We start from the raw sequence: 20,154 nt of genomic DNA, 5'->3' as shown, positions 1-20,154 counted from the left end.
ATTGGATCTCTAAAAAGACCTAAAATCGGCGAATATTTTGAGCAAGAATTTCAAAATTTGACCATGGGTCATCCAAAACTAATTCACATTTAAAAATTAATCGATAAGTCCATTCAAAGCAAATCCAAAAATGAGCATTCGCTTTTCTTTTAATAAAACAAAATTGCCATTCGTTATTCTCCCTAAAAACAGATAATTTTGTACAAAATTAAAATTAAGCGTATGCATAGAACAAACACGTGCGGAGAATTAACAATAGCTGACTTAGGTAAAACAGTTACACTAAGCGGTTGGGTTCAAAAATCTCGCGATTTAGGCGGAATGACTTTCATAGATGTAAGAGATCGCTATGGCATTACACAATTAACTTTTAATTCGGATGACGATGATTCTTTACGCGCTAGTGCACGTGAATTAGGTCGTGAATATGTGATTAAAGTAACTGGAACAGTAATTGAACGTTCTAGTAAAAATCTAAAAATTCCAACTGGAGAAATTGAAATCAAAGTTTCTTCTTTAGAAATATTAAATTCGGCAAATACGCCACCATTTACCATTGAAGATGAAACGGACGGTGGCGAAGATATCAGAATGAAATTCAGATATTTAGATTTACGCCGAAATCCTGTTCGTGAAAACTTAATATTACGTCACAAAACAGCACAGGAAGTGCGTCGTTTTCTAGACGAGCAAAATTTTATCGAAGTAGAAACTCCAGTATTAATCAAATCTACGCCCGAAGGTGCACGCGATTTTGTTGTTCCCTCACGTATGAATGCCGGAGAATTTTATGCATTACCACAATCACCCCAAACCTTCAAACAACTATTGATGGTATCCGGTTTCGACCGTTATTTTCAAATTGTAAAATGTTTCCGTGATGAGGATTTACGTGCAGATCGTCAACCCGAATTTACGCAGATTGACTGTGAAATGTCTTTTGTTGAACAAGAAGATGTATTGAATATATTTGAAGGTCTAGCAAAGCATATCTTCAAAAAAATCAAGAATATTGAATTGGGAGAAGTACCGCGTATGACCTACGCTGATGCGATGCGCTTATACGGATCCGACAAACCAGATATTCGTTTCGGAATGCAATTCGTAGAATTAAATGAAGTAGCTAAAGATAAAGGATTCCCGGTATTTGATGCAGCAGAATTAGTTGTTGGTATCAATGTTGAAGGTTGTGCGCATTACACCCGTAAACAATTAGATGCGTTGACCGATTTTGTAAAACGTCCTCAAGTAGGTGCCACAGGTCTTGTCTATGCACGCTATAACGAAGATGGTACAGTAAAATCTTCTGTAGATAAATTCTACACGCCAGAGCAATTATTGGACTTCGCAAAATTATTTAATGCTAAGCCCGGCGATTTATTTTTAATCATGGCTGGCCCAACAGATAAAGTACGTAAACAATTAAATGAACTTCGTCTCGAAGTAGCCAATCAATTAGGGCTACGTGACAAGAACAAGTTTGCCCCTCTTTGGGTGTTAGACTTTCCTTTATTAGAATGGGATGAAGAATCTGAACGTTACCATGCGATGCACCACCCTTTTACTTCTCCAAAACCTGAAGATATCGCATTATTGGATACAAACCCAGGTGAGGTAAGAGCAAACGCATACGATTTTGTCCTTAATGGTACTGAAGTCGGCGGAGGTTCCATCCGTATTCATGATCGTGAATTACAATCGCTCATGTTCAAACACTTAGGATTCACTCCAGAAGAAGCCCAAAAACAATTTGGCTTTTTAATGGAAGCATTCACCTATGGAGCTCCTCCACATGGCGGACTGGCATTTGGTTTTGACCGCTTAGTAGCGTTATTAGCAGGCATAGATTCCATTCGTGATGTCATCGCCTTCCCTAAAAACAATTCAGGAAGAGATGTGATGATCGATGCCCCTTCCACTATCCACCAAGATCAACTGGATGAACTAAGCTTAAATTTGAATTTAAAAGTTAAATAATTCGATCGCATCATGCGATAAATAATTTATAAGCGTTATCTTTAAAAGTTGGTAATTTATTACCAACTTTTTTTGTAAAATTAAAAGAATTAGATGTCAGTAAGCTCTGCAGATAAATTTTTAAAAGAAAGTGCGACAAAATCTTTCGACAGTAAACATCGCGATATTATCAATTATAATATCGACAAGTATACGCTTGCTTTCGAAAAAGGCAAGAGTAAATTTGTGGATCTGGAGAACTCGCGTTTAGAAGCCAATCTAACAAAATGGAGAGCTATTGAAAACTTAGATCAATATCTATTAGAATTCGAAAGCAAATTTATAGCGCGAGGCGGTAAAGTAATTTGGGCGAATGATGCTGCTGAGGCACGTCAAGAAATCTGGAAGATCATGGAACGGAATAACGCCAAGAGCGTTATCAAATCCAAATCTATGGCCACAGAAGAAATAGAGCTCAACCATTTTTTGGAAAATAAGGGAATCGAAGCATTAGAAAGTGACTTAGGCGAGTTTATTATCCAGTTATTAGATCAAAAACCGTATCACATCGTAACACCTGCGATGCATCTAAGCCTCGCAGATATCGCTCAGTTATTCAACGAGCGATTTGGCACACCCCTAGAAGCGACTGCTGAAGAGTTGACGATGAAAGCCCGTGAATTATTGCGTGAAAAATATAAAACTGCAGATATCGGCATTTCAGGAGCCAACTTTTTAATAGCTGACACCGGCAGCATTGCCATTACTGAAAATGAAGGAAATGCACGTTTAACCACAGCCTTCCCAAAAATTCATATTGCTGTCGTAGGTATTGAAAAAATCCTCCCATCGATCAATGACCTTGATCTATTTTGGCCATTACTTGCTACTCACGGAACAGGTCAAAATCTGACTGTTTACAATACATTACTCAGCGGACCAAGACAAGCCTACGAGTCTGATGGACCCGAAGAGATGTATGTCGTTTTATTAGATAATGGCCGCACCAACCTATTGGCTCAAAAAGAACAGCGCCAAGGACTTTATTGCATCCGCTGTGGAGCTTGCCTGAATGTTTGTCCTATTTATCAAAATATTGGAGGACATACTTATGAAACCACCTATCAAGGCCCCATTGGTTCCTTGATATCCCCGCACCTAAGTGGTATGAAAGAGTTCAAGCACTTAAGCTATGCCTCATCGCTCTGCGGTAAATGTACAGAAGTATGCCCTGTTGGCATAGATATTCAGCGCATGCTTTTGTTAAACAGAAGAGATGCTGTGGCAGAAGACTTAGCACCCTCAATGGAGAAAAAGGCCTGGAAAGGATTTACCTATCTCATACAAAGAAGAAAATTGATCGATTTATTCGGAGGAAAGATCAAAAACTTCTTTCTTGGAAAATTTTTCAAAAAGACTTGGGGAAGTAATCGACAATTGCCCAAACTCGCAGATAAATCATTTTCCAAACAGTGGAAAGAGCAACAAAAAAACAAAGATTAATGCAACTTTTGTCGATTCATGACATTGATACGAAGATTTAATCAAAAAAAGATGGTCCGCTTTCACAAGCGGACCACCAAAAGACCAAAAACTAAAATTAAAACTAAAACCTAAAAAACACGTTAACTATTTTTCAAAGACACTTCCTTACTCACTTCTATATTATTTTTACCATCTTTATGATTTCTATCGCTGCGATCACGACGCATTGGGCGATCATCTGATCTACGCATACGATGTTGTTTACGATTCTCAGCAAAAGATTCTTTATACAGTTTTTGTTGGTCAGGACTCAAATTTTTCATCAACTTTTCACGTTGAGCCATACGTTCTTTTTTCATACGCTCCATGGATTCCTTGCGATCCGCGGCGTGCATTTTATCTTTTTTAGCTTGATCCAATTGCAGAGCATAAATTTCCTTCCGCTGTTTATCCGTTAATTTTAATTTTTGATCCATACGATCAGTGCGCAACTGTGCAATTTCTTCTGCGGATTTTTTATCTAACTTAAATTCCTTTTTAGCAGAACGACGACCATCTCGGTTTACGCCCTCTTTAACATTTGATTTTTCTTGTGCAAAACCAGCAAACATAATTCCTGACAGCAACAAACTTAACACTAGCTTTTTCATGATATTTTTCCTTTTAGTACGATAAACATTTATTTCAGTCTGTTTCATTTTTAATATATGATTTTACAGACATTTGTTAAGTAAGATGCCAAAACCACATTAAAGTTTAAATCACCCACTGTTAAATAAAGTTAAACTATCAAGAGCGATCCAATTTATTGTGAGATTGTATTCAAACGAATAGGCAATGTATAAGCAACACGGACCGGACGGCCATTTTGAATTCCAGGTTTCCACTTTTTTGCTTTGCCGAGCAATTCTACAGCAGCCTTTCCTGTTCCATGGGAAACATCACGTTTGATATTGATATCCGTCAACGTACCATCCTTTTCTACAACAAATGAAACTTCCACTACACCGTTTACCCCCTGTTGCAATGCCGCTTCAGGATATTGATAATTTTCACCTACCCATTTCATAAAAGCCTTAATACCACCTTGTGGTTGAGGCTGTATTTCTATCGCTTCAAAATCAACTATCTCATCTGAATTTCCATGTATGGCACCCTCTTTATTAGTACCAGTAATACCACCATCACGTTTTACGGTGCCAAACTCCCCTCGAGCAACAGAAGTGCCATTTGCGTTAGCTTTCAAGCTCATCCGTCCAGCCAATTTATGCGTTTTATTAAGCTCGTCTTGCGTCACAACATCTTCAGTCACCATTTGCTTAGGAGCCACTTTAGGCTCAACAAAGCGGACCACTTCCTGCTTAGGTAAATCCAGAGCAACCTGTTGTGGCGCTTTTTCCTGAACAGGAATTGGTTCCTCAACTTTCTCTGGCTCTTGATGTTTCTTTTCTAATTCCTCTAGTACTGACATATCATATTCATTGATGTACTGAGCAACAGGAAGCTCAGCCTTTTTAAAATACCGATTATAGATCCCATTACTACCAACACCAATCGTAACCACAGCTAGGACAATCACTATAGACCAGTTGGTCGCTTTAGTAGATAAATTACGCAATTCAAAAGCGCCATAAGATTGGTTACGTCCTGCAAAAACAACCTCTAACCATTCTCTTTTGTAAATATTCAATTTGGAGTTTAGCATAGCTTTAAAAATTAAGTTTATATTTTAAAGTATGATGCACAACAATTAAAATTCCACAAAAATGAAAATTTAATTTTCACAAAATTTACCGTATTTTTAAAAAACAGATAACAAGAAAAATATGATAATAAGAATGAGAACAGCCTTTAATACAGTATTTTTAATAGGTGTAATCACCTTAATATTAACAAGTTGCACACAAGAAAAACCAAAACAAAGCAAGCAAGAAAAAAAACAAAGCAATCTCAAAATAGATACTAATCAAGCTTTCATAACTTTTGCTTTTCTCAATGAAACTAAAGATTCTTTAGTTAGTTTGCCCGTCGAAGATGAAAAAATAAAACCAGAACTAGCGACGCATGCGATTATTGAAAATAGGGTCATTCCCATTATTTTTTCGAATACAAAACTAGAAAGTCAAACATCCAATGGAAGACAAACAAGTCATAATTTCGCAAATAATGGCGGTTCATTTTTCACATTTAAAGAGCCCGTAAAACAAGGAGATTTTGCATTATTAGTCAATCATGACTTTATTGATCACAACAAAGTCATGCCTTTCATCGAGAAAGACAAAAAGACCGAGGAACCGACAATATCCATATTATCAAAAAAATATAATCGAAAAATAGCAAAAAGTGCTACTATCGCTGAATTAGAGGATCAAGCACAAATCATCTTAACATTATTTGAGGTTAAAAACGATTCAGCACTTGCTGTACTATCTTATCTACATCATGATCAGTTAATCACATTAGATTTTCCAGCGAAATATGATGAGATGAGTACTTGGCGCGTAGATGATGGTGGCATATTTGACTTCGAAAATCTGCAGGTATTATCTGTTTTTCAATCTGATAAATCCATCAAAATAGCAAAGGTATTTTGGGGAGCCGAAGGATACAACCTCAATTTGTACGAATCAACAGACGGAGTTTTTAAAAGTATTGCAGAGGCATATGGTTACAGTGCTCCATTATAAAACAGAAAAGACAAGTTAGTTAACTTGTCTTTTCTGTTTTATAGCATTTGTCCCTATTTTACATGTGCATACGCGCCAATGGACCTACATCTTGTCCAACAAAATCTTGAACCAAATATTTTTGATATCCCGCAATAGCAATCATGGCCGCATTATCGGTACAATATTCAAATTTAGGGATAAATACATTCCAACTGTAACGTTCCCCCATTGCAATCAATTCCTTACGCAAACCAGAGTTTGCAGAAACTCCACCAGCAATAGCAATATCCTTGATACCGGTTTCCTTGGCAGCTTTCTTTAACTTATTGAGCAATATAGACACAATACGTGATTGAACAGAGGCACAGACATCATCCATATTATTTTTCAAAAAATCAGGATCTGATTTCTCTTCTTTTTGCACCATGTAAAGAATTGCAGTCTTTAATCCTGAAAAACTAAAATCCAAGCCCTGAATTTGAGGTTCAGGAAGTTTATAAGCATCTGGATTACCTAACTGCGCATGTTTATCAATGAGTGGTCCACCAGGATAGGGCAAGTTCAAGATTTTTGCCGTTTTATCAAAAGCCTCTCCCGCTGCATCATCCAGAGTTTGTCCTAAAATTTCCATTTCAAAATAATCTTTGACCAATACAATCTGTGTATGACCTCCAGATACTGTAAGGCATAAAAATGGAAAACTTGGTTTTGGATCTTCAATAAAATGAGCTAAAATATGCGCTTGCATATGATTGACATCAATCAAAGGTATATTTCTGGCCATTGCAAAAGACTTGGCAAATGAAGTTCCGACCAGTAAAGCACCTAATAATCCTGGCCCACGCGTAAAAGCTACTGCATCTATTTGATTTTTATGTATTTTTGCAATGCGAATGGCTTCTTCAACTGTTGGTATAATATTTTGTTGATGTGCACGCGACGCTAGTTCTGGAACGACACCTCCATATTTAGCATGAATCGCCTGAGTAGCAATAACATTAGAAAATATTTCACCGTCGATACAAATTGAAGCAGATGTTTCATCACAAGATGATTCAATACCTAAAATAACAGCCATAGCTTTGGGGTAATTAATATTGTACAAAAGTATCAAAAAAATAATTAAAATAGCACTCATTACATTGGCTAGCATACTCGTTTTGCTAGGTGCATTGATGCTATCGTTACAATTAGAGCCTGTTCAAAATTTTATTTCCAAAAGAGTAGTTTCTTACCTCTCGAAAGAATTAAATACAAAAATTGCTTTAAAAAGAATTTATTTCAAACCTTTCCAATCATTAGTCCTAGAAGGTTTTGAATTATACGACACCAAAGGCGATACCATTCTGATTGCTGAAAAATTAAATGCAACCGTCAATCTAAATCAATATTGGGATCAAAATAAAATAGTAATCAATAAACTGAGCTTAGAAAATACAACAGCCTATTATCAGGTATATAAAGATAGCTCCAATATTAAATTTTTATTAAATTACTTTAGCTCTCCTAAAAAAAACGATCAAAAATCAAGTAAAAAACTAGATATTGATTTAAAACAATTGAAATTGGTCAATAATCAATTTCGCTATATCGATCATACCAAGAAGCATTACGCAAAAGTGGTCGATTTTGGAGATCTGGACGTTAAACAATTGCATGCTGATTTTCAAAATATAAAGCTTTCAGACAATTCGATCCAAGTTGATATTAAGCAATTACATCTACGTGAAAAAAAAGGATTACAGATTAAAGGATTAGTTGCAAACGCATTGGTAAGCAACAAGAAAATTGAATTGAACAAGCTTCTATTAATCACGAATAGATCCACTATAAAAGACTATGTAAAGTTAGAGTTTAATAGTTTCGAGGACTTTTCAGATTTTAACAATCGTGTTGATGTCAGTCTAAGGATAAAAAATTCAGTACTACATTCAGAAGATATCGCCTTCTTTTCTTCTACCATGCATCGTGTCAAGTTTAATTTAAAAATAAAGCAGGCGATCGCACAAGGAAAAGTAAATCATATTGACGCTCAAAATGTACATATTGAAACTGAAAAATCAACCCAATTAAAAGGAAATATTAAGATTTTGGGACTTCCCGATATCGATCGGACAGATTTTAAACTCACGAATCTCAAAGTACGATCTACCTTCGAGGACTTACAAAAGATTCTTCCCAATCTCAGTAATGACAGGAGCTTCAAACTTCCACCACTGGTAAAATCATTAACTACAATAGCATACCAAGGAGATTTGAATGGATTATACAACCATTTCCACATTCAAGGAGAAGTAAAAACAGATTTAGGTACCATAAACACAAAATCTACCTTAAATTTTCAAAAAGAAATTGAATTTTCAGGACTTTATCAGTCCAAATCTTTTGATTTTGGAAAATTATTGAACAATACTCTTTTAAAAACAACTGGATTTAATCTGGATTTAAAAGGCAAAGGCAGCAGCTCAAAAACACTATCATTAGCAGTCGATGGAAAACTAGAAAATTTCGATTTCCGAAATTATCGCTATCAATCCATCCCTGTTAAAGGATCAATCGTCAACGAAAAGTTTACAGGATCAGGTGCTATCAATGATCCCAATGCTAAAATTAATTTCCAAACAGATATAGACTGGTCCAACCCTGCCATTCAATATAATCTGGATGCTACTATACACGAGACAGACCTCTACGCACTACATCTGGTACAACAACAAGGCATCGTTATACACAACACAGCAGTCCAAACTAATCTAACCGGCACTTCTGTCAATAATCTGGTCGGAGATTTATATGCTAATAATCTCCAATTCAGTACCAAAAAAGGAAATTTTGATGTAAAAGAAATTATATTTAAAGCTGTGGGAGATGAGCGGGACAGAGCATTGACTTTATCCTCAGACGTTGTGGACGCCTCTCTTAATGGTCAGATCGATCTCAATACAATAGCACCTTACTTTAAAATGCTTGCCATGCGCTATGCTCCAGCAATTGGTTTTGAAACAGAATCTTACAACAATCAGAATTTTGAGCTGAACCTCAACATCAAATCTTTTCAGCCTATCGCTACCTTCTTTAAAAAAGAAATCAGTCTAGATAGCGGTGCCACCCTTCATGCCAGATTCTCCAGTGAAGAGCATCATGCGCAATTTAATTTATATAGTCCTGTATTCAAGTATAGCGGAATAAAGATTTCTAACCTGATTATAGATCAAATTTCAAATACGGAATCTATGGCAGTGTCAGCATCCGCAGACCGTATCAATCTAACCGATAGTACGTATATCAACAATATCAATATTGCAAATATACTTTCCAGCGATAGCTTACGTTTCAACGTCAAATTATCAGAACTCGATGCGAGTAATAATTTAGATCTCAATGGTGTAATTCGTTTTGCACATCAAAAACCGGCGTTCATAAACTTTGATCCATCGACCATTATTATTAATAAAAACAAATGGGCGCTCACACAAGGATCCGAGCTCAAAGTATCCAAAGGAAAATGGTTTCTTCAAAATTTAACCTTAAAACATGATGAACAAACCGTACTACTGAATGGTGTACTGTCCAATGAAGAAAGTGATCAGTTAAATATTTTATTCAAAGATTTTAATCTCAGTTCTTTAAATGGAATCACAAAACCACTTGGTATTAATATGCTTGGTGAGATGAATGGTCATCTTGAAATTAATTCGCTATTCAAATCACCGTATTTTATTGCCAACCTGCAGACTAGCCCTATTATTTACAATCAACTGCCAATAGGTCAATTGAGTTTAAAAGCTAATTATGACCAAAATGCCAATGTAGTTCATCTTGACAGTAAAATTGAAGATGGTAACAAGCAGATAACACTGGCTGGAACATATAATATCAAAGAAGAAAATGATAAAATAAATCTAAAGGCTTCTTTACAAAATACAGATCTCATTCTTTTTCAACCATTTCTCAAATCACTGGTTTCAAATTTACATGGAAAAGCGAATGCCGAACTCGAGATTAAAGGCGATATCAATAAACCTAAAATAAGCGGAAATGCCAGTTTTAATGATGCCACATTTGTCATTAATTATTTAAAAACGCCCTATCACCTCACCGATAAGGTAATTGTAGTTTCCAATGGTATTTTTCTTAAGAACCTAAAAATTCTAGATCCGAAAAACAATGAGGCGATCGTAAATGGAATGGTGGATTTAAATCAACTTTCCGATCCAAATATCGACATCAAGATTAAAGCAAATAACTTCTTAGCACTCAATACCACACTCAAAGATAACGACCTCTATTATGGTACAGCCTATGCGAGTGGTGATTTCAATTTCAAAGGATTAACATCAGCAATCAATATAGATATCAAAGCAAAATCTGAAGATAACACGATCATCAATATTCCGTTTAATAGTGCTATGACGATCACGGATAATGATTTTATCTATTTCGTTTCTCCGGATAGTTTAAACAGTTCTAAGCAAATAAAACGAAAGAGTTTCAACGGTATTACAATGAATATGGATCTTTCCTTAAGTCCAAATGCGGAGATGAATCTGTATACTTCCTTAGGCGGCGTATCTGGACGTGGAACTGGTAATATCACGATGAATATCACTTCTTTGGGCGATTTCGGAATGTTTGGAGATTACATCATTAGTTCTGGAAAATTCAATTTTAAAGCACAAGATTATTTAAACAAAATTTTTGATCTCAAAGAAGGCGGAACGATTCGATGGGCGGGAAAACCTGCTGAAGCCAACATTAATCTAACCGCGGTCTACCAACAAAGAACCTCCTTATCTCCCCTTTATAATGCTGCGGGGCAAACGGACAATCCGCAACGTATACTAGCGCAAGCAGATATGAATCTAAAAGGATTATTGAGTCAACCTGAAATAAATTTTGACCTCAATTTTCCACAAGATCCCTATGTCAAAGATGAACTTCAGGGTTATCTTTCAGATGTTAATAATATCAATCAACAAGCCCTCAGTTTAATTGTTAGACGAAGCTTTACGCCAGGCTCTCAGACCGATTTTGGAAAAGAGGTCAATAATACCCTACTATCCGCAGGTACCGAGATTGCTTTCAATCAATTGAACAATATCATTGCAGAATCTTTAAATATTAATTTTTTCGATATCAATATTAAATCTCTTAATGATGCCTCAGCATCGCTCAGACTCTTCAATGACCGTTTAATTTTGACAGGAGGTATTACAGACAATAGAAGTAATCAATTGACTGACTTAAATGTATTCTCAGATCGTGTATCTACTGATGCTGAAGCTCTGTTTTATCTTCGTAAAGATGGTAGGCTATTATTGAGAGGTTCCAACCGCTTAAATACACGAAACTTCCTTATCAATCCCAATAGTGAAGATTATGTGAGCGCAATAGGGTTGGTGTACCGTCAAGAATTCAATTCATTTTCAGAATTCTTAAAACGCATGTTCCCTTTCGGAAAAAAGAAAAAAGAGACACCATAGTACATCTTCAAAGCATCCTATATTCCGTTTAATCTAAAGCCGATCTTTCTATAGGAGCTCGGTACGTATGTAGCGTTATAAAACCATGCTACATCAAATTTAAAAGCATTTTAGGATCATTATATCGATCCAAACTGGACTTAAACAATGAAAGCCTTTCCACAAAATGGAAAGGCTTTTATATAATGATCAGAAGTTAGATAGCTTACGCTAATTTTTCGAATGCTGTGTACTCGATCTCTTCTTTATTGATTTTAATTTGACCTTTTAAGAATTCAAACACTTTAAGTGCTTTTGCTTCTTCAAACAAACGGTTACCTTGTTCTTTATCTTGCAATAATTGAATCGCATATTGTGATAATTGCTCATCACTAGGCTCTTCGTTGATATTGTACATTTTGATCTGTGCATAGATACGTTCTTTTGCTAAATTGATAACTTCATCATATTTAACTTCAAGACTATTTTCAGTAACAACACGGTTTTCAATGATTGTCCATTTCAAGTTGTTCAAGAAATCAGCAAAACCTTCATTCAACTCTTCATCAGAGATGCTTGGGTTCGTTGCTTTTAACCATCTTTTCAAAAACTCTTCAGGGAACGCTACATCAACTTTTTCCATACCGAAAGTATACATATCATTACGCAGACGTTGGTCAGAATTTTGTTTGAATAGGTTTTCAACTTCTTCTTTTACTTTTGTTCTGAATTCAGCTTCTTCAGTAACTTCTCCTTCAGCGAACAATTTATTAAAGAATTCCTGATTTAAATCAGACTCTTCCAAACGGTTAATGTTTTTTACCGTTAAATCAAATTTAGTTACATCTAGCGCTTCAACTTCCTCAGGAGTAATACCTAAAATACGAGCGATGTCTTCATCTTTGAACGCTTTTTTGATATCAATTTTAACAACATCATCTTGTTTAAGACCTACCAAAGATTTTTTAATCTTCGCATCTTCAATGATATCAGTACGTACTGAAGTGGTTTTCTCAATACCTTCTTCTTTATCTTGTTTCAATGTAGCGTATAAAACATCACCTTCTTCAGAAACTTCTGGGTTGGTCATTTTACCGTAACTACGACGTAAATTTTTGATACGAGACTCTAAAGTTTCCTCATCAGCTTTAATATCGTATTCTTTAAATTCAGCGTCCTTTGTAAATGGATTTACAAATTCTGGAGCTAAACCAATTTCATAATTAAATTGGAAGTTATCTTTATAATCCCAGTTATAAGTAGCTGTTTCTTCTATCGGAAGAGGTTGTCCTAAAACTTCTAATTTATTCTCGCCGATGTAAGCTGTAATTTTATCATTAACAATTCTGTTGACTGTATCTAACAAAATTGATTTACCATAAGTACGTCTAATGTGTGCAGCAGGCACTAAACCAGGACGGAATCCAGGTAATTTCGCTTTTTTAGCTTGATCCTTGATTTCTTTGTCTACTTGTGGGTTATAATCTTCTGGTGCTAAATCAACTTTAATTACTGCGTTGATCGCGTCAACTTTTTCGTGTGAAATGTTCATACTCTTTCTAAACCGTTACGCATTATTTTGATAAAAAAAATCCTCCCGATGATTTAAATTCGGGAGGACATTCAAGTGCGGAAGAAGGGACTCGAACCCCCACGTCTTGCGACGCCAGATCCTAAGTCTGGTGCGGCTACCAATTACGCCACTTCCGCATTAGGATTTCTTGTTGGCACAAAGATAGAAACGATATGCATACTATGCAAGTCTTTTCTCAATAAATTTTCATTATTTTTTTATTTATTTTGTTGAGCAAAAAATAAATTTGCATAATTCATTCTTATTCATTTACTTTGAAAAACAAAGTACTTTTATGAAACAAGAAGATTTAGTAAAAGAAATAGCAAGCATTCGCAGTTTGATGGAAAAATCCAGCAAATTTATCTCCATTAGCGGAATTTCAAGTGTCCTAATCGGTACCTATGCCCTGCTAGGTGCTGCCTATGCTTACTATGAAATTTATGGATTTGATAGCCAAATGGGATATCGGGATCATTATGTTAATGAACCTGTCATTATTGCCAAATTACTCGTAACCGCTATATTCGTTTTATTTGCTTCCATTTGTACAGGAGTGTTCATGGCCGTTAAGAAAGCGAAAGGAAACAGACAAAGCATCTGGAATAACACCAGTCGATCCTTATTGTATGCTATGGCCGTACCTTTATGTACTGGTGGATTATTTGCCTGTATATCCATATTTAAAGAAAACTATACCGCGGTCGCTTCCATCCTATTGATTTTTTATGGACTTGCACTCACAGCTGGCAGCAATTACACTTTTAGTGAAATAAAAGGACTCGGAATTTTAGAAATTGTGCTAGGACTGTTAGCTTTGCTTTTGCCTGGAAATGGAATTATCTTTTGGGCATTAGGATTTGGAGTTTTGCACATCATATATGGAATAATCGTTCATAAAAAATACGAATAGTGAATTTCGACTTAACACAGTATAATAAAATATTTGAAAATAAAGTCCGTCTTCAGATCATGAGCGTATTGATGGCTAATGACGAATATGATTTTAATTCATTGAAATCCATATTGGAAGTCACAGATGGTAATCTAGCATCTAATCTGAAGACATTAGAAAAAGAAAATTACATTGAAGTTTTCAAGACATTTGTAGACAGAAAACCAAATACCAGGTATAGAAGAACGATCGAAGGTGAAAAAGCTTTCGAAGAACATCTACAGGCTCTTGAAAAATTGATTAAACAACAGTACAAATAATTTTTTTATCCATTTACTTTGAATTTCAAAGTACTTTTAAAAAGAAAAGAAATGAAAATACGATTATCCATCATGCTTGTCTTGTACAACAAGAGCCAAAAAATTTATACTCAGCTCTTCAAGCAGCATAAACGAGCTTGGGGCATCAGTAAAGAAGATTTTTTGAACTTTCCTAAAGGTTCGCTAGGCCATCATCTTGGCGTATTCTATCAAGAAAAAGGTTTTGACGTTGTTCCGAAATTAGAAAATCATGATGTATTTCACCTCATTACAGAATCTGGCACCGACATACAGGATGAAGTCGCCATGCAATATTTATTATTGGGCAATGGAAAGGTCAGCCTTTATCAATTTGCGATGATCGCAATTGGTACATTCCTCTACCCCGAACACTTCAACATATACCTAAAAGCTTTATCAAAAGGTAATGCCATGCAAAAGTTTCATGATTTGGATTTCGAAACTCTATTAAACATTCCATTACAAGAAATTAAAAGTTCCTTGGCATTTGACTTAAAAAAACATCTCAATCACCATAATTTAACAACATTATAAAATCCAAAATCATGGAAACAAATAAAACACCCCTCTTAGACCGTATTGGTACATCAGTTTTCACCAAATTAATTACCATTTTAATTCTCGTCTTACTACTACTCATCCCTTTATTCTGGGTCAAAGACCTTATTGAAGAAAGAAAGAATAGGCAATCTGAAGTCAGTAATGAAATTGCTTTTAAATGGGCTGGTCAACAGGTGATCTCAGGTCCCATCATTGCCATCCCTTACCAGGTAGTAAAAGAAATTGTCACAACAGATAAAAACATCGTCTCTACCAAGAATACCTACGTCACACAATACGTATACCTATTACCAAAAGCATTAAACATCAACAGTACCATTTCACCGGAATCATTGAAAAGAGGTATTTACAACAGTGTGGTGTACAATGCGCAACTGGATCTAAAAGGATCGTTTGATGCGATCGATTTTAATAAAATAGATTTGAATGGTGTAGATCTCGAATGGAAAAATGCGAAGATATTAATTGGTTTAAGCGATCTTAAGGGATTGGGAGCTTCTCCAACTCTAGTATTCAACCAACAGCAAATTGAATTTGAGACTAATATGTCTGCATTAAATCCTTTTGAGAATAATATGATCGCAGCCATAGATCTCTCTGGCACCAAAACAACCTTAGGTGATTTCCAGATCAAATTCAATGTAAGGGGTTCTCAATCGATCAATTTTCTCCCTCTTGCAAAACAGACTACCATTAAAACCAAAGGAAATTGGGGAAATCCAAGTTTCAACGGAGCAATTTTAGCAGATGATCGAAAAATAACAGCCAATAGCTTTGAAGCAACATGGAATATCCCGAGTTTCAACCGTAAATTTTCGCAACAGTGGGCCGGTGAGGCAGAGAAGCTGTATGAAATTAAAAACAATTATGAAATCAACAATGCTATCCACGAAGGGTACAGCCAAATGACAGAGCCCGTTGCAGCTACTGATACTAATATCGCGACAGAAAAAGATATGATTCAAATCAACTTCTTGGAAGAAGTCAATAATTATCAAAAAACTACACGCGTAGCCAAATATGGAATATTGATTATTATTTTAACATTTGCAGCATTATTTTTCACCGAGATCATCAAAAAACAACGTATCCACCTGATTCAGTATCTGTTGATCGGATTTGCGATGGTACTCTTTTATTCCCTTTTATTATCCATTAGTGAGCATCTGGGCTTCAATATAGCCTATTTATTAGCTGCTATAGCCACTATTATTTTAATTGCATCATTTATTAAATCCATTACAAAAGACAGCAAGTCCGCTTTTATATTTTCAGGAATCTTAGCCGTTTTCTATAGTTTTATCTTTATCCTGATGCAATTGCGTGATTATTCGCTGCTCGTAGGTACAGTAGGTATTTTTATTATATTGGCTATACTGATGCGCGTATCCACAAAAATCAACTGGTATCAATACGATAAACGATGAGATTAGCTACAGAAGGTATCAAGATGTATTTGACATACATCTTGATACTCCTTAAGAAGAAAATGATAAGATGTGGTACGTCTTTTAAAACTTAACCGTACTTGCCGTGCCCGAAGATGAAAATAGAAAATGAATCTTGTTATAGATAACAATACTTCAGGATATCAATCAGTGGCTAGCCAACTCGCTCCCCTTTAGATAACTGCTGAATAAGCCGAGGCGTTACACCAAAATGTTTCTTAAAACTTGCGGAGAAATGCGCTGGATTATGATACCCCAAAAAACGGGAGATTTCATTGATGGGTTTTTCACCTTTTTGCAAGAAATCTCTTGCTTTTTGCATACGAATTTTGGTCAGATAACCATGAATAGTAGTCTGATAGCATAATTTAAAGTACTTTTTTAAATAATTTTCATTGGTACCCAATTCCGCGGACAATTGCGACAATGAAGGAGGATCAGACATTCGACTCTCTAAAATGGTCTTTGCTTTAGCCATGAGTTCAATCCTATCTTCACTCAGTTCAATTTCATTTTCAGGAACAGACTCTTGCAGTTTATATTGATCAAATGTACGTGCGATAAGTTCCATCAATTTTGCCGTAGAATAAAGCTGTAGCCACTCTTCACTTAGCGTTTGTTCGATCAGATCTTGTAAAAGATATTTTTGATTCATACTGATCGTCAGCGGTTGACTAAATAAAGATCCGGATTGATTTCGATCCAACATCGATCGCAATGGAGACCATAAATCATCATGTTTAGGAATCCATTTTTCCAACAGATCAATAGAAATATTGACCTCAACAAAACGTTCATCAGTTCGTTTGTGCCATAGGCCAACGATTTCTTCGGATAAGAATAAAAATGCCTGCATTTGACCGGGAAGCAATTTACCCAAAGATTTACCATTTGAATAATATTGTCGGTCACTATTCAAAGCAAAGAAAAATTGAACATATGGCGTTGCAACATCAATACAAATATAACCGTCACTTGTAGAATCCAATTGCCCATGTAGCACATGGGCCCCCAGCGGCAAAGTAATTTCACTGATCTTCATTTGAGATTGGTATTGTGTCAAAACATTTTCCTTAAATTGAAAAGGTGTGTCACAAAAAGCTCGAATATCAAAGGTATAATAAGGCGGAATTTCAGCCATCTCTTCTTTGACTTTTTCATCCAGACTCCAAGAGTCGCCAATTAACTTATTATTATCCAAAACTTTATATAATAGTGTACTATACATCAACTACGATAATATTCCTGAATTGTATATTTTTTCTCCGATAAATATAAGTTTAATCATCGAATTTTGCCCCTTTATTAAGATTAATTTTAAATAAGATGCACAGATTACCTATAATTGTCGCGTTGATATGGAGCCTACAGATGACTCAAACCTACGCACAAGAAAAACAAGCTTTCAATGGAATTGTACTTGATGAGCATAATACCCCCTTGGCAGGAGCTACCATTACCGTTTTAAAAACCAAAAACCATATCGCTGCTGATACAAATGGCCAATTTGTACTCACTTCACTTCCCGCAGGAACTTACGACATCCAGATCAAAGCGATTGGCTTCAAAACCATTAAACAAAAAATCAATGTTGATGCAAATTCTACATCGGCCACTTTATTTCATTTATCTCATGCCCAAGAATCTTTACAAACAGTAGAGATATATGGCCGTAAGGAAAAATCCTATAGAAATACACAGTCATTCATTGGCAGTAAGACCGAAACAAAATTGCGTGATCTACCCCAATCCGTCTCATACGCCACCAAAGAATTGATTTCAGATCAAGGTGCTATGCGCGTGGGAGATATTGTCAAAAACTTCAGCGGGGTAAACCAATTTTCATTCTATGATGACATCACAATAAGAGGCTTTCGTATCAACGGCGGCTCAAACACACAACTAGTCAATGGATTACGCTCAACAACAGGCTTTTGGAAACAACCTTTGGCTAATTATTTGGAACGCGTTGAGGTCCTCAAAGGACCTTCTTCTGCCCTATTTGGTAACGCTAGTCCTGGAGGCGTAGTCAATCGCGTCACAAAAAAACCATTGCAAGAGGCACGAAAATCACTTCAATTTAGCGTAGGAAGTTTCAATAATTTACGCGCACTAGCCGATTTTACAGGTCCGATGACCAGTGACAAAACCCTATTATATCGTCTCAACATCGGTTATGAAAATGCACAGAGCTTTAGAAATCTGCAATTTGATAAAAACCTAGTTCTAGCGCCTTCATTTTCTTTTATTCCATCGGACAATACACGGATCAATTTCGACATGGTTTACAATGATTCACGCTCAAGACTTGATAGAGGGCAATCCGTTTTTGCCAACGGTGATCTCTACTCGACACCGATAAGTCAATCCATGAACACAACAAATGATTTCCTCGACGAACAAACCTACATGGTCACGGCATCTTTGAACCATCGCTTTAACGATAATTTGAGCTTCAATGCTTCCTACATGAAAACAGGGTATGCAGAAGATCTATCGGAGCATCGATCTGCCAATGCTTACGCGATAGATGGTCAAGGAAAAAAAATTGAAAATATGGTTGCCCGTCAGGTTTTTATCCGCAACCGAAAAAGATTTGTCGACAACATCACGGCTTTCTTCAACTATCAGGTCGCTACCGGTCCTATCGCACATAAAATCGTTGCTGGATACGACTATGCACAAGAAGTACTGCCAGTAGGTGGGTCTCAGTTGACCGCAAGCGGTTATAGACTAAAAGAAAATTCGACCAAAAAGAACGATTATGTACTTGACAAAGAAGGAAACCCAATACCCAATGTACCGAGTTTTGATCTAAGCAATCCGCTCACAAGTCAACAATTGCAAGATATGAGTAAATACATTTTTGTATCAAAAGTAATTGATCCGACTTATTACCATCTCCATGCACTATACGTACAAGACCAGCTTACCCTCGGTCCCTTGCAATTGCTTTTAGGCTTACGCTATGAAAACTATAAGGATATCACCGGCTATAAAACAGATAAACCAGAAAATGTACATCAAAGCGTTATTTTACCACGCATTGGAGCAGTATATACCATCAACCCGCAGATCAATTTGTACGGTACCTACGTAAAAGGCTATAATCCACAAACGGCATCTGCCCTATCCAACCCGAACGCCGGAGGTCCATTTGATCCGCTGGAAAATGATATGACCGAATTTGGATTAAAGACAGAATGGTTAGATGGGAAATTACAAGCCAGTACATCCGTGTACCGCATCAATCAAAAAAATACCCTATATCCAGCACCCACAGAAACAAATGCAGACCTAATGGAACAGATCGGCAAAGAGCGATCTAAAGGGATCGAGTTTGATATCCAAGGACAGATCTTATCAAACTGGAGCATTATCGCTTCCTATGCGTACAATGATGCCCGGATAACAGAAGGAGGAAAAAATGAAGCGCTTGACAAACAAAAACCCAATGCCCCTCACAATACCGCCAATATTTGGACAAAATATACGATAGCAAGCGGTAAAGCAAAAGGTTTAGGTATCGGTGCAGGGGCTAACTATGTTGATAAACGCAATCTTTCGATCGGTAAAGACCAAACCATTCCGGGCTACAGTATCTTGAATGCCGCTCTATTTTACAACATTGGAAAAGTTCAGTTACAGGCAAACTTCAACAACATCGCCAACAAAACCCATTGGGTCGGGGGATATGATTATATCCGTCTATTCCCTGGGACACCACGCAATTTCCTAATAACTTTAGGTTATACCTTTTAATC

At 36.2% G+C, this 20,154-nt stretch carries 14 protein-coding genes and 1 tRNA gene; 9 read left to right on the top strand and 6 right to left on the bottom strand.

The features are described from left to right. Window positions 1-222 precede the first annotated feature (222 nt). Complete coding sequence (aspS, locus tag AC06G9_RS03940; RefSeq protein ID WP_248754702.1) at window positions 223-1,977, top strand: aspartate--tRNA ligase; 1,755 nt, start codon at window positions 223-225, stop codon at window positions 1,975-1,977. A 93-nt stretch (window positions 1,978-2,070) separates the two neighbouring features. Beyond that, entirely contained in the window at window positions 2,071-3,459 is a 1,389-nt protein-coding gene (locus AC06G9_RS03935; protein ID WP_045752739.1) for a LutB/LldF family L-lactate oxidation iron-sulfur protein, read from the top strand. Between the two features lie 122 nt (window positions 3,460-3,581). On the opposite strand, the gene AC06G9_RS03930 is transcribed toward AC06G9_RS03935, so the two are convergent. Both AC06G9_RS03930 and AC06G9_RS03925 read right to left on the bottom strand, forming a co-directional pair. Then, complete coding sequence (locus AC06G9_RS03930; RefSeq protein ID WP_480957551.1) at window positions 3,582-4,139, bottom strand: hypothetical protein; 558 nt, start codon at window positions 4,137-4,139, stop codon at window positions 3,582-3,584. 107 nt (window positions 4,140-4,246) lie between these two features. Beyond that, on the bottom strand, window positions 4,247-5,146 hold the full coding sequence (locus AC06G9_RS03925; RefSeq protein WP_480957550.1) for an energy transducer TonB: 900 nt from the start codon (window positions 5,144-5,146) through the stop codon (window positions 4,247-4,249). 121 nt (window positions 5,147-5,267) lie between these two features. Between AC06G9_RS03925 and AC06G9_RS03920 the strand changes: the two genes are divergently transcribed. Then, complete coding sequence (locus tag AC06G9_RS03920) at window positions 5,268-6,128, top strand: hypothetical protein (RefSeq protein WP_480957549.1); 861 nt, start codon at window positions 5,268-5,270, stop codon at window positions 6,126-6,128. Between the two features lie 58 nt (window positions 6,129-6,186). Here the strand turns inward: AC06G9_RS03920 and tsaD are convergent, their stop codons facing one another. After that, window positions 6,187-7,188: a tRNA (adenosine(37)-N6)-threonylcarbamoyltransferase complex transferase subunit TsaD gene (gene tsaD, locus AC06G9_RS03915; protein WP_045755270.1), complete on the bottom strand. Its 1,002-nt coding sequence runs from the start codon at window positions 7,186-7,188 to the stop codon at window positions 6,187-6,189. 64 nt (window positions 7,189-7,252) lie between these two features. Between tsaD and AC06G9_RS03910 the strand changes: the two genes are divergently transcribed. Next, the gene (locus tag AC06G9_RS03910; protein ID WP_480957548.1) at window positions 7,253-11,593 is read left to right on the top strand and encodes a translocation/assembly module TamB domain-containing protein; all 4,341 of its coding nucleotides are present in this window, start codon (window positions 7,253-7,255) and stop codon (window positions 11,591-11,593) included. A 205-nt stretch (window positions 11,594-11,798) separates the two neighbouring features. On the opposite strand, the gene AC06G9_RS03905 is transcribed toward AC06G9_RS03910, so the two are convergent. Together AC06G9_RS03905 and AC06G9_RS03900 are read right to left on the bottom strand one after the other, a co-directional pair. After that, entirely contained in the window at window positions 11,799-13,124 is a 1,326-nt protein-coding gene (locus AC06G9_RS03905) for a trigger factor (protein ID WP_094773046.1), read from the bottom strand. A 76-nt stretch (window positions 13,125-13,200) separates the two neighbouring features. After that, window positions 13,201-13,282, bottom strand: a tRNA-Leu gene (locus AC06G9_RS03900). A 158-nt stretch (window positions 13,283-13,440) separates the two neighbouring features. On the opposite strand from AC06G9_RS03900, the gene AC06G9_RS03895 reads away from it, so the two are divergent. Genes AC06G9_RS03895 through creD form a run of 4 tightly spaced genes read left to right on the top strand, consistent with a single transcriptional unit; the run spans window position 13,441 to window position 16,369 of the window. Next, entirely contained in the window at window positions 13,441-14,058 is a 618-nt protein-coding gene (locus AC06G9_RS03895; protein WP_480957547.1) for a hypothetical protein, read from the top strand. Further along, window positions 14,058-14,360 carry a winged helix-turn-helix domain-containing protein gene (locus AC06G9_RS03890; RefSeq protein ID WP_045752733.1) on the top strand — a complete coding sequence of 101 codons (303 nt, stop codon included), beginning with the start codon at window positions 14,058-14,060 and terminating at the stop codon, window positions 14,358-14,360. The genes AC06G9_RS03895 and AC06G9_RS03890 overlap by 1 nt, the downstream gene beginning before the upstream one ends. Window positions 14,361-14,411: 51 nt before the next feature. Next, the gene (locus AC06G9_RS03885; RefSeq protein ID WP_480957546.1) at window positions 14,412-14,915 is read left to right on the top strand and encodes a Coq4 family protein; all 504 of its coding nucleotides are present in this window, start codon (window positions 14,412-14,414) and stop codon (window positions 14,913-14,915) included. Window positions 14,916-14,926: 11 nt separating this feature from the next. Beyond that, complete coding sequence (gene creD, locus AC06G9_RS03880; protein ID WP_480957545.1) at window positions 14,927-16,369, top strand: cell envelope integrity protein CreD; 1,443 nt, start codon at window positions 14,927-14,929, stop codon at window positions 16,367-16,369. 175 nt (window positions 16,370-16,544) lie between these two features. Here the strand turns inward: creD and AC06G9_RS03875 are convergent, their stop codons facing one another. Further along, window positions 16,545-17,618, bottom strand: coding sequence for a helix-turn-helix domain-containing protein (locus tag AC06G9_RS03875; RefSeq protein WP_480957544.1), 1,074 nt, complete (start codon window positions 17,616-17,618; stop codon window positions 16,545-16,547). Window positions 17,619-17,716: 98 nt separating this feature from the next. Here AC06G9_RS03875 and AC06G9_RS03870 point away from each other — a divergent pair, with 98 nt between their 5' ends. Beyond that, window positions 17,717-20,152, top strand: a complete 2,436-nt coding sequence (locus AC06G9_RS03870; protein ID WP_346570570.1) for a TonB-dependent receptor — start codon at window positions 17,717-17,719, stop codon at window positions 20,150-20,152. Window positions 20,153-20,154: the final 2 nt, after the last annotated feature.

The sequence above is a fragment of the Sphingobacterium sp. MAE genome, assembly GCF_056711605.1.
Note: the sequence above shows the minus strand (reverse complement) of the source record. Positions and strands in the feature narration are given on the sequence as shown.

Excerpts from the sequence above, each read along its gene's own strand:
- aspS (WP_248754702.1), top strand. The coding sequence starts at position 223 with ATGCATAGAACAAACACGTGCGGAGAATTAACAATAGCTGACTTAGGT.
- AC06G9_RS03935 (WP_045752739.1), top strand. The coding sequence starts at position 2,071 with ATGTCAGTAAGCTCTGCAGATAAATTTTTAAAAGAAAGTGCGACAAAA.
- AC06G9_RS03930 (WP_480957551.1), bottom strand. The coding sequence starts at position 4,139 with ATGAAACAGACTGAAATAAATGTTTATCGTACTAAAAGGAAAAATATC.
- AC06G9_RS03925 (WP_480957550.1), bottom strand. The coding sequence starts at position 5,146 with ATGCTAAACTCCAAATTGAATATTTACAAAAGAGAATGGTTAGAGGTT.
- AC06G9_RS03920 (WP_480957549.1), top strand. The coding sequence starts at position 5,268 with ATGATAATAAGAATGAGAACAGCCTTTAATACAGTATTTTTAATAGGT.
- tsaD (WP_045755270.1), bottom strand. The coding sequence starts at position 7,188 with ATGGCTGTTATTTTAGGTATTGAATCATCTTGTGATGAAACATCTGCT.
- AC06G9_RS03905 (WP_094773046.1), bottom strand. The coding sequence starts at position 13,124 with ATGAACATTTCACACGAAAAAGTTGACGCGATCAACGCAGTAATTAAA.
- AC06G9_RS03895 (WP_480957547.1), top strand. The coding sequence starts at position 13,441 with ATGAAACAAGAAGATTTAGTAAAAGAAATAGCAAGCATTCGCAGTTTG.
- AC06G9_RS03885 (WP_480957546.1), top strand. The coding sequence starts at position 14,412 with ATGAAAATACGATTATCCATCATGCTTGTCTTGTACAACAAGAGCCAA.
- creD (WP_480957545.1), top strand. The coding sequence starts at position 14,927 with ATGGAAACAAATAAAACACCCCTCTTAGACCGTATTGGTACATCAGTT.
- AC06G9_RS03875 (WP_480957544.1), bottom strand. The coding sequence starts at position 17,618 with ATGTATAGTACACTATTATATAAAGTTTTGGATAATAATAAGTTAATT.
- AC06G9_RS03870 (WP_346570570.1), top strand. The coding sequence starts at position 17,717 with ATGCACAGATTACCTATAATTGTCGCGTTGATATGGAGCCTACAGATG.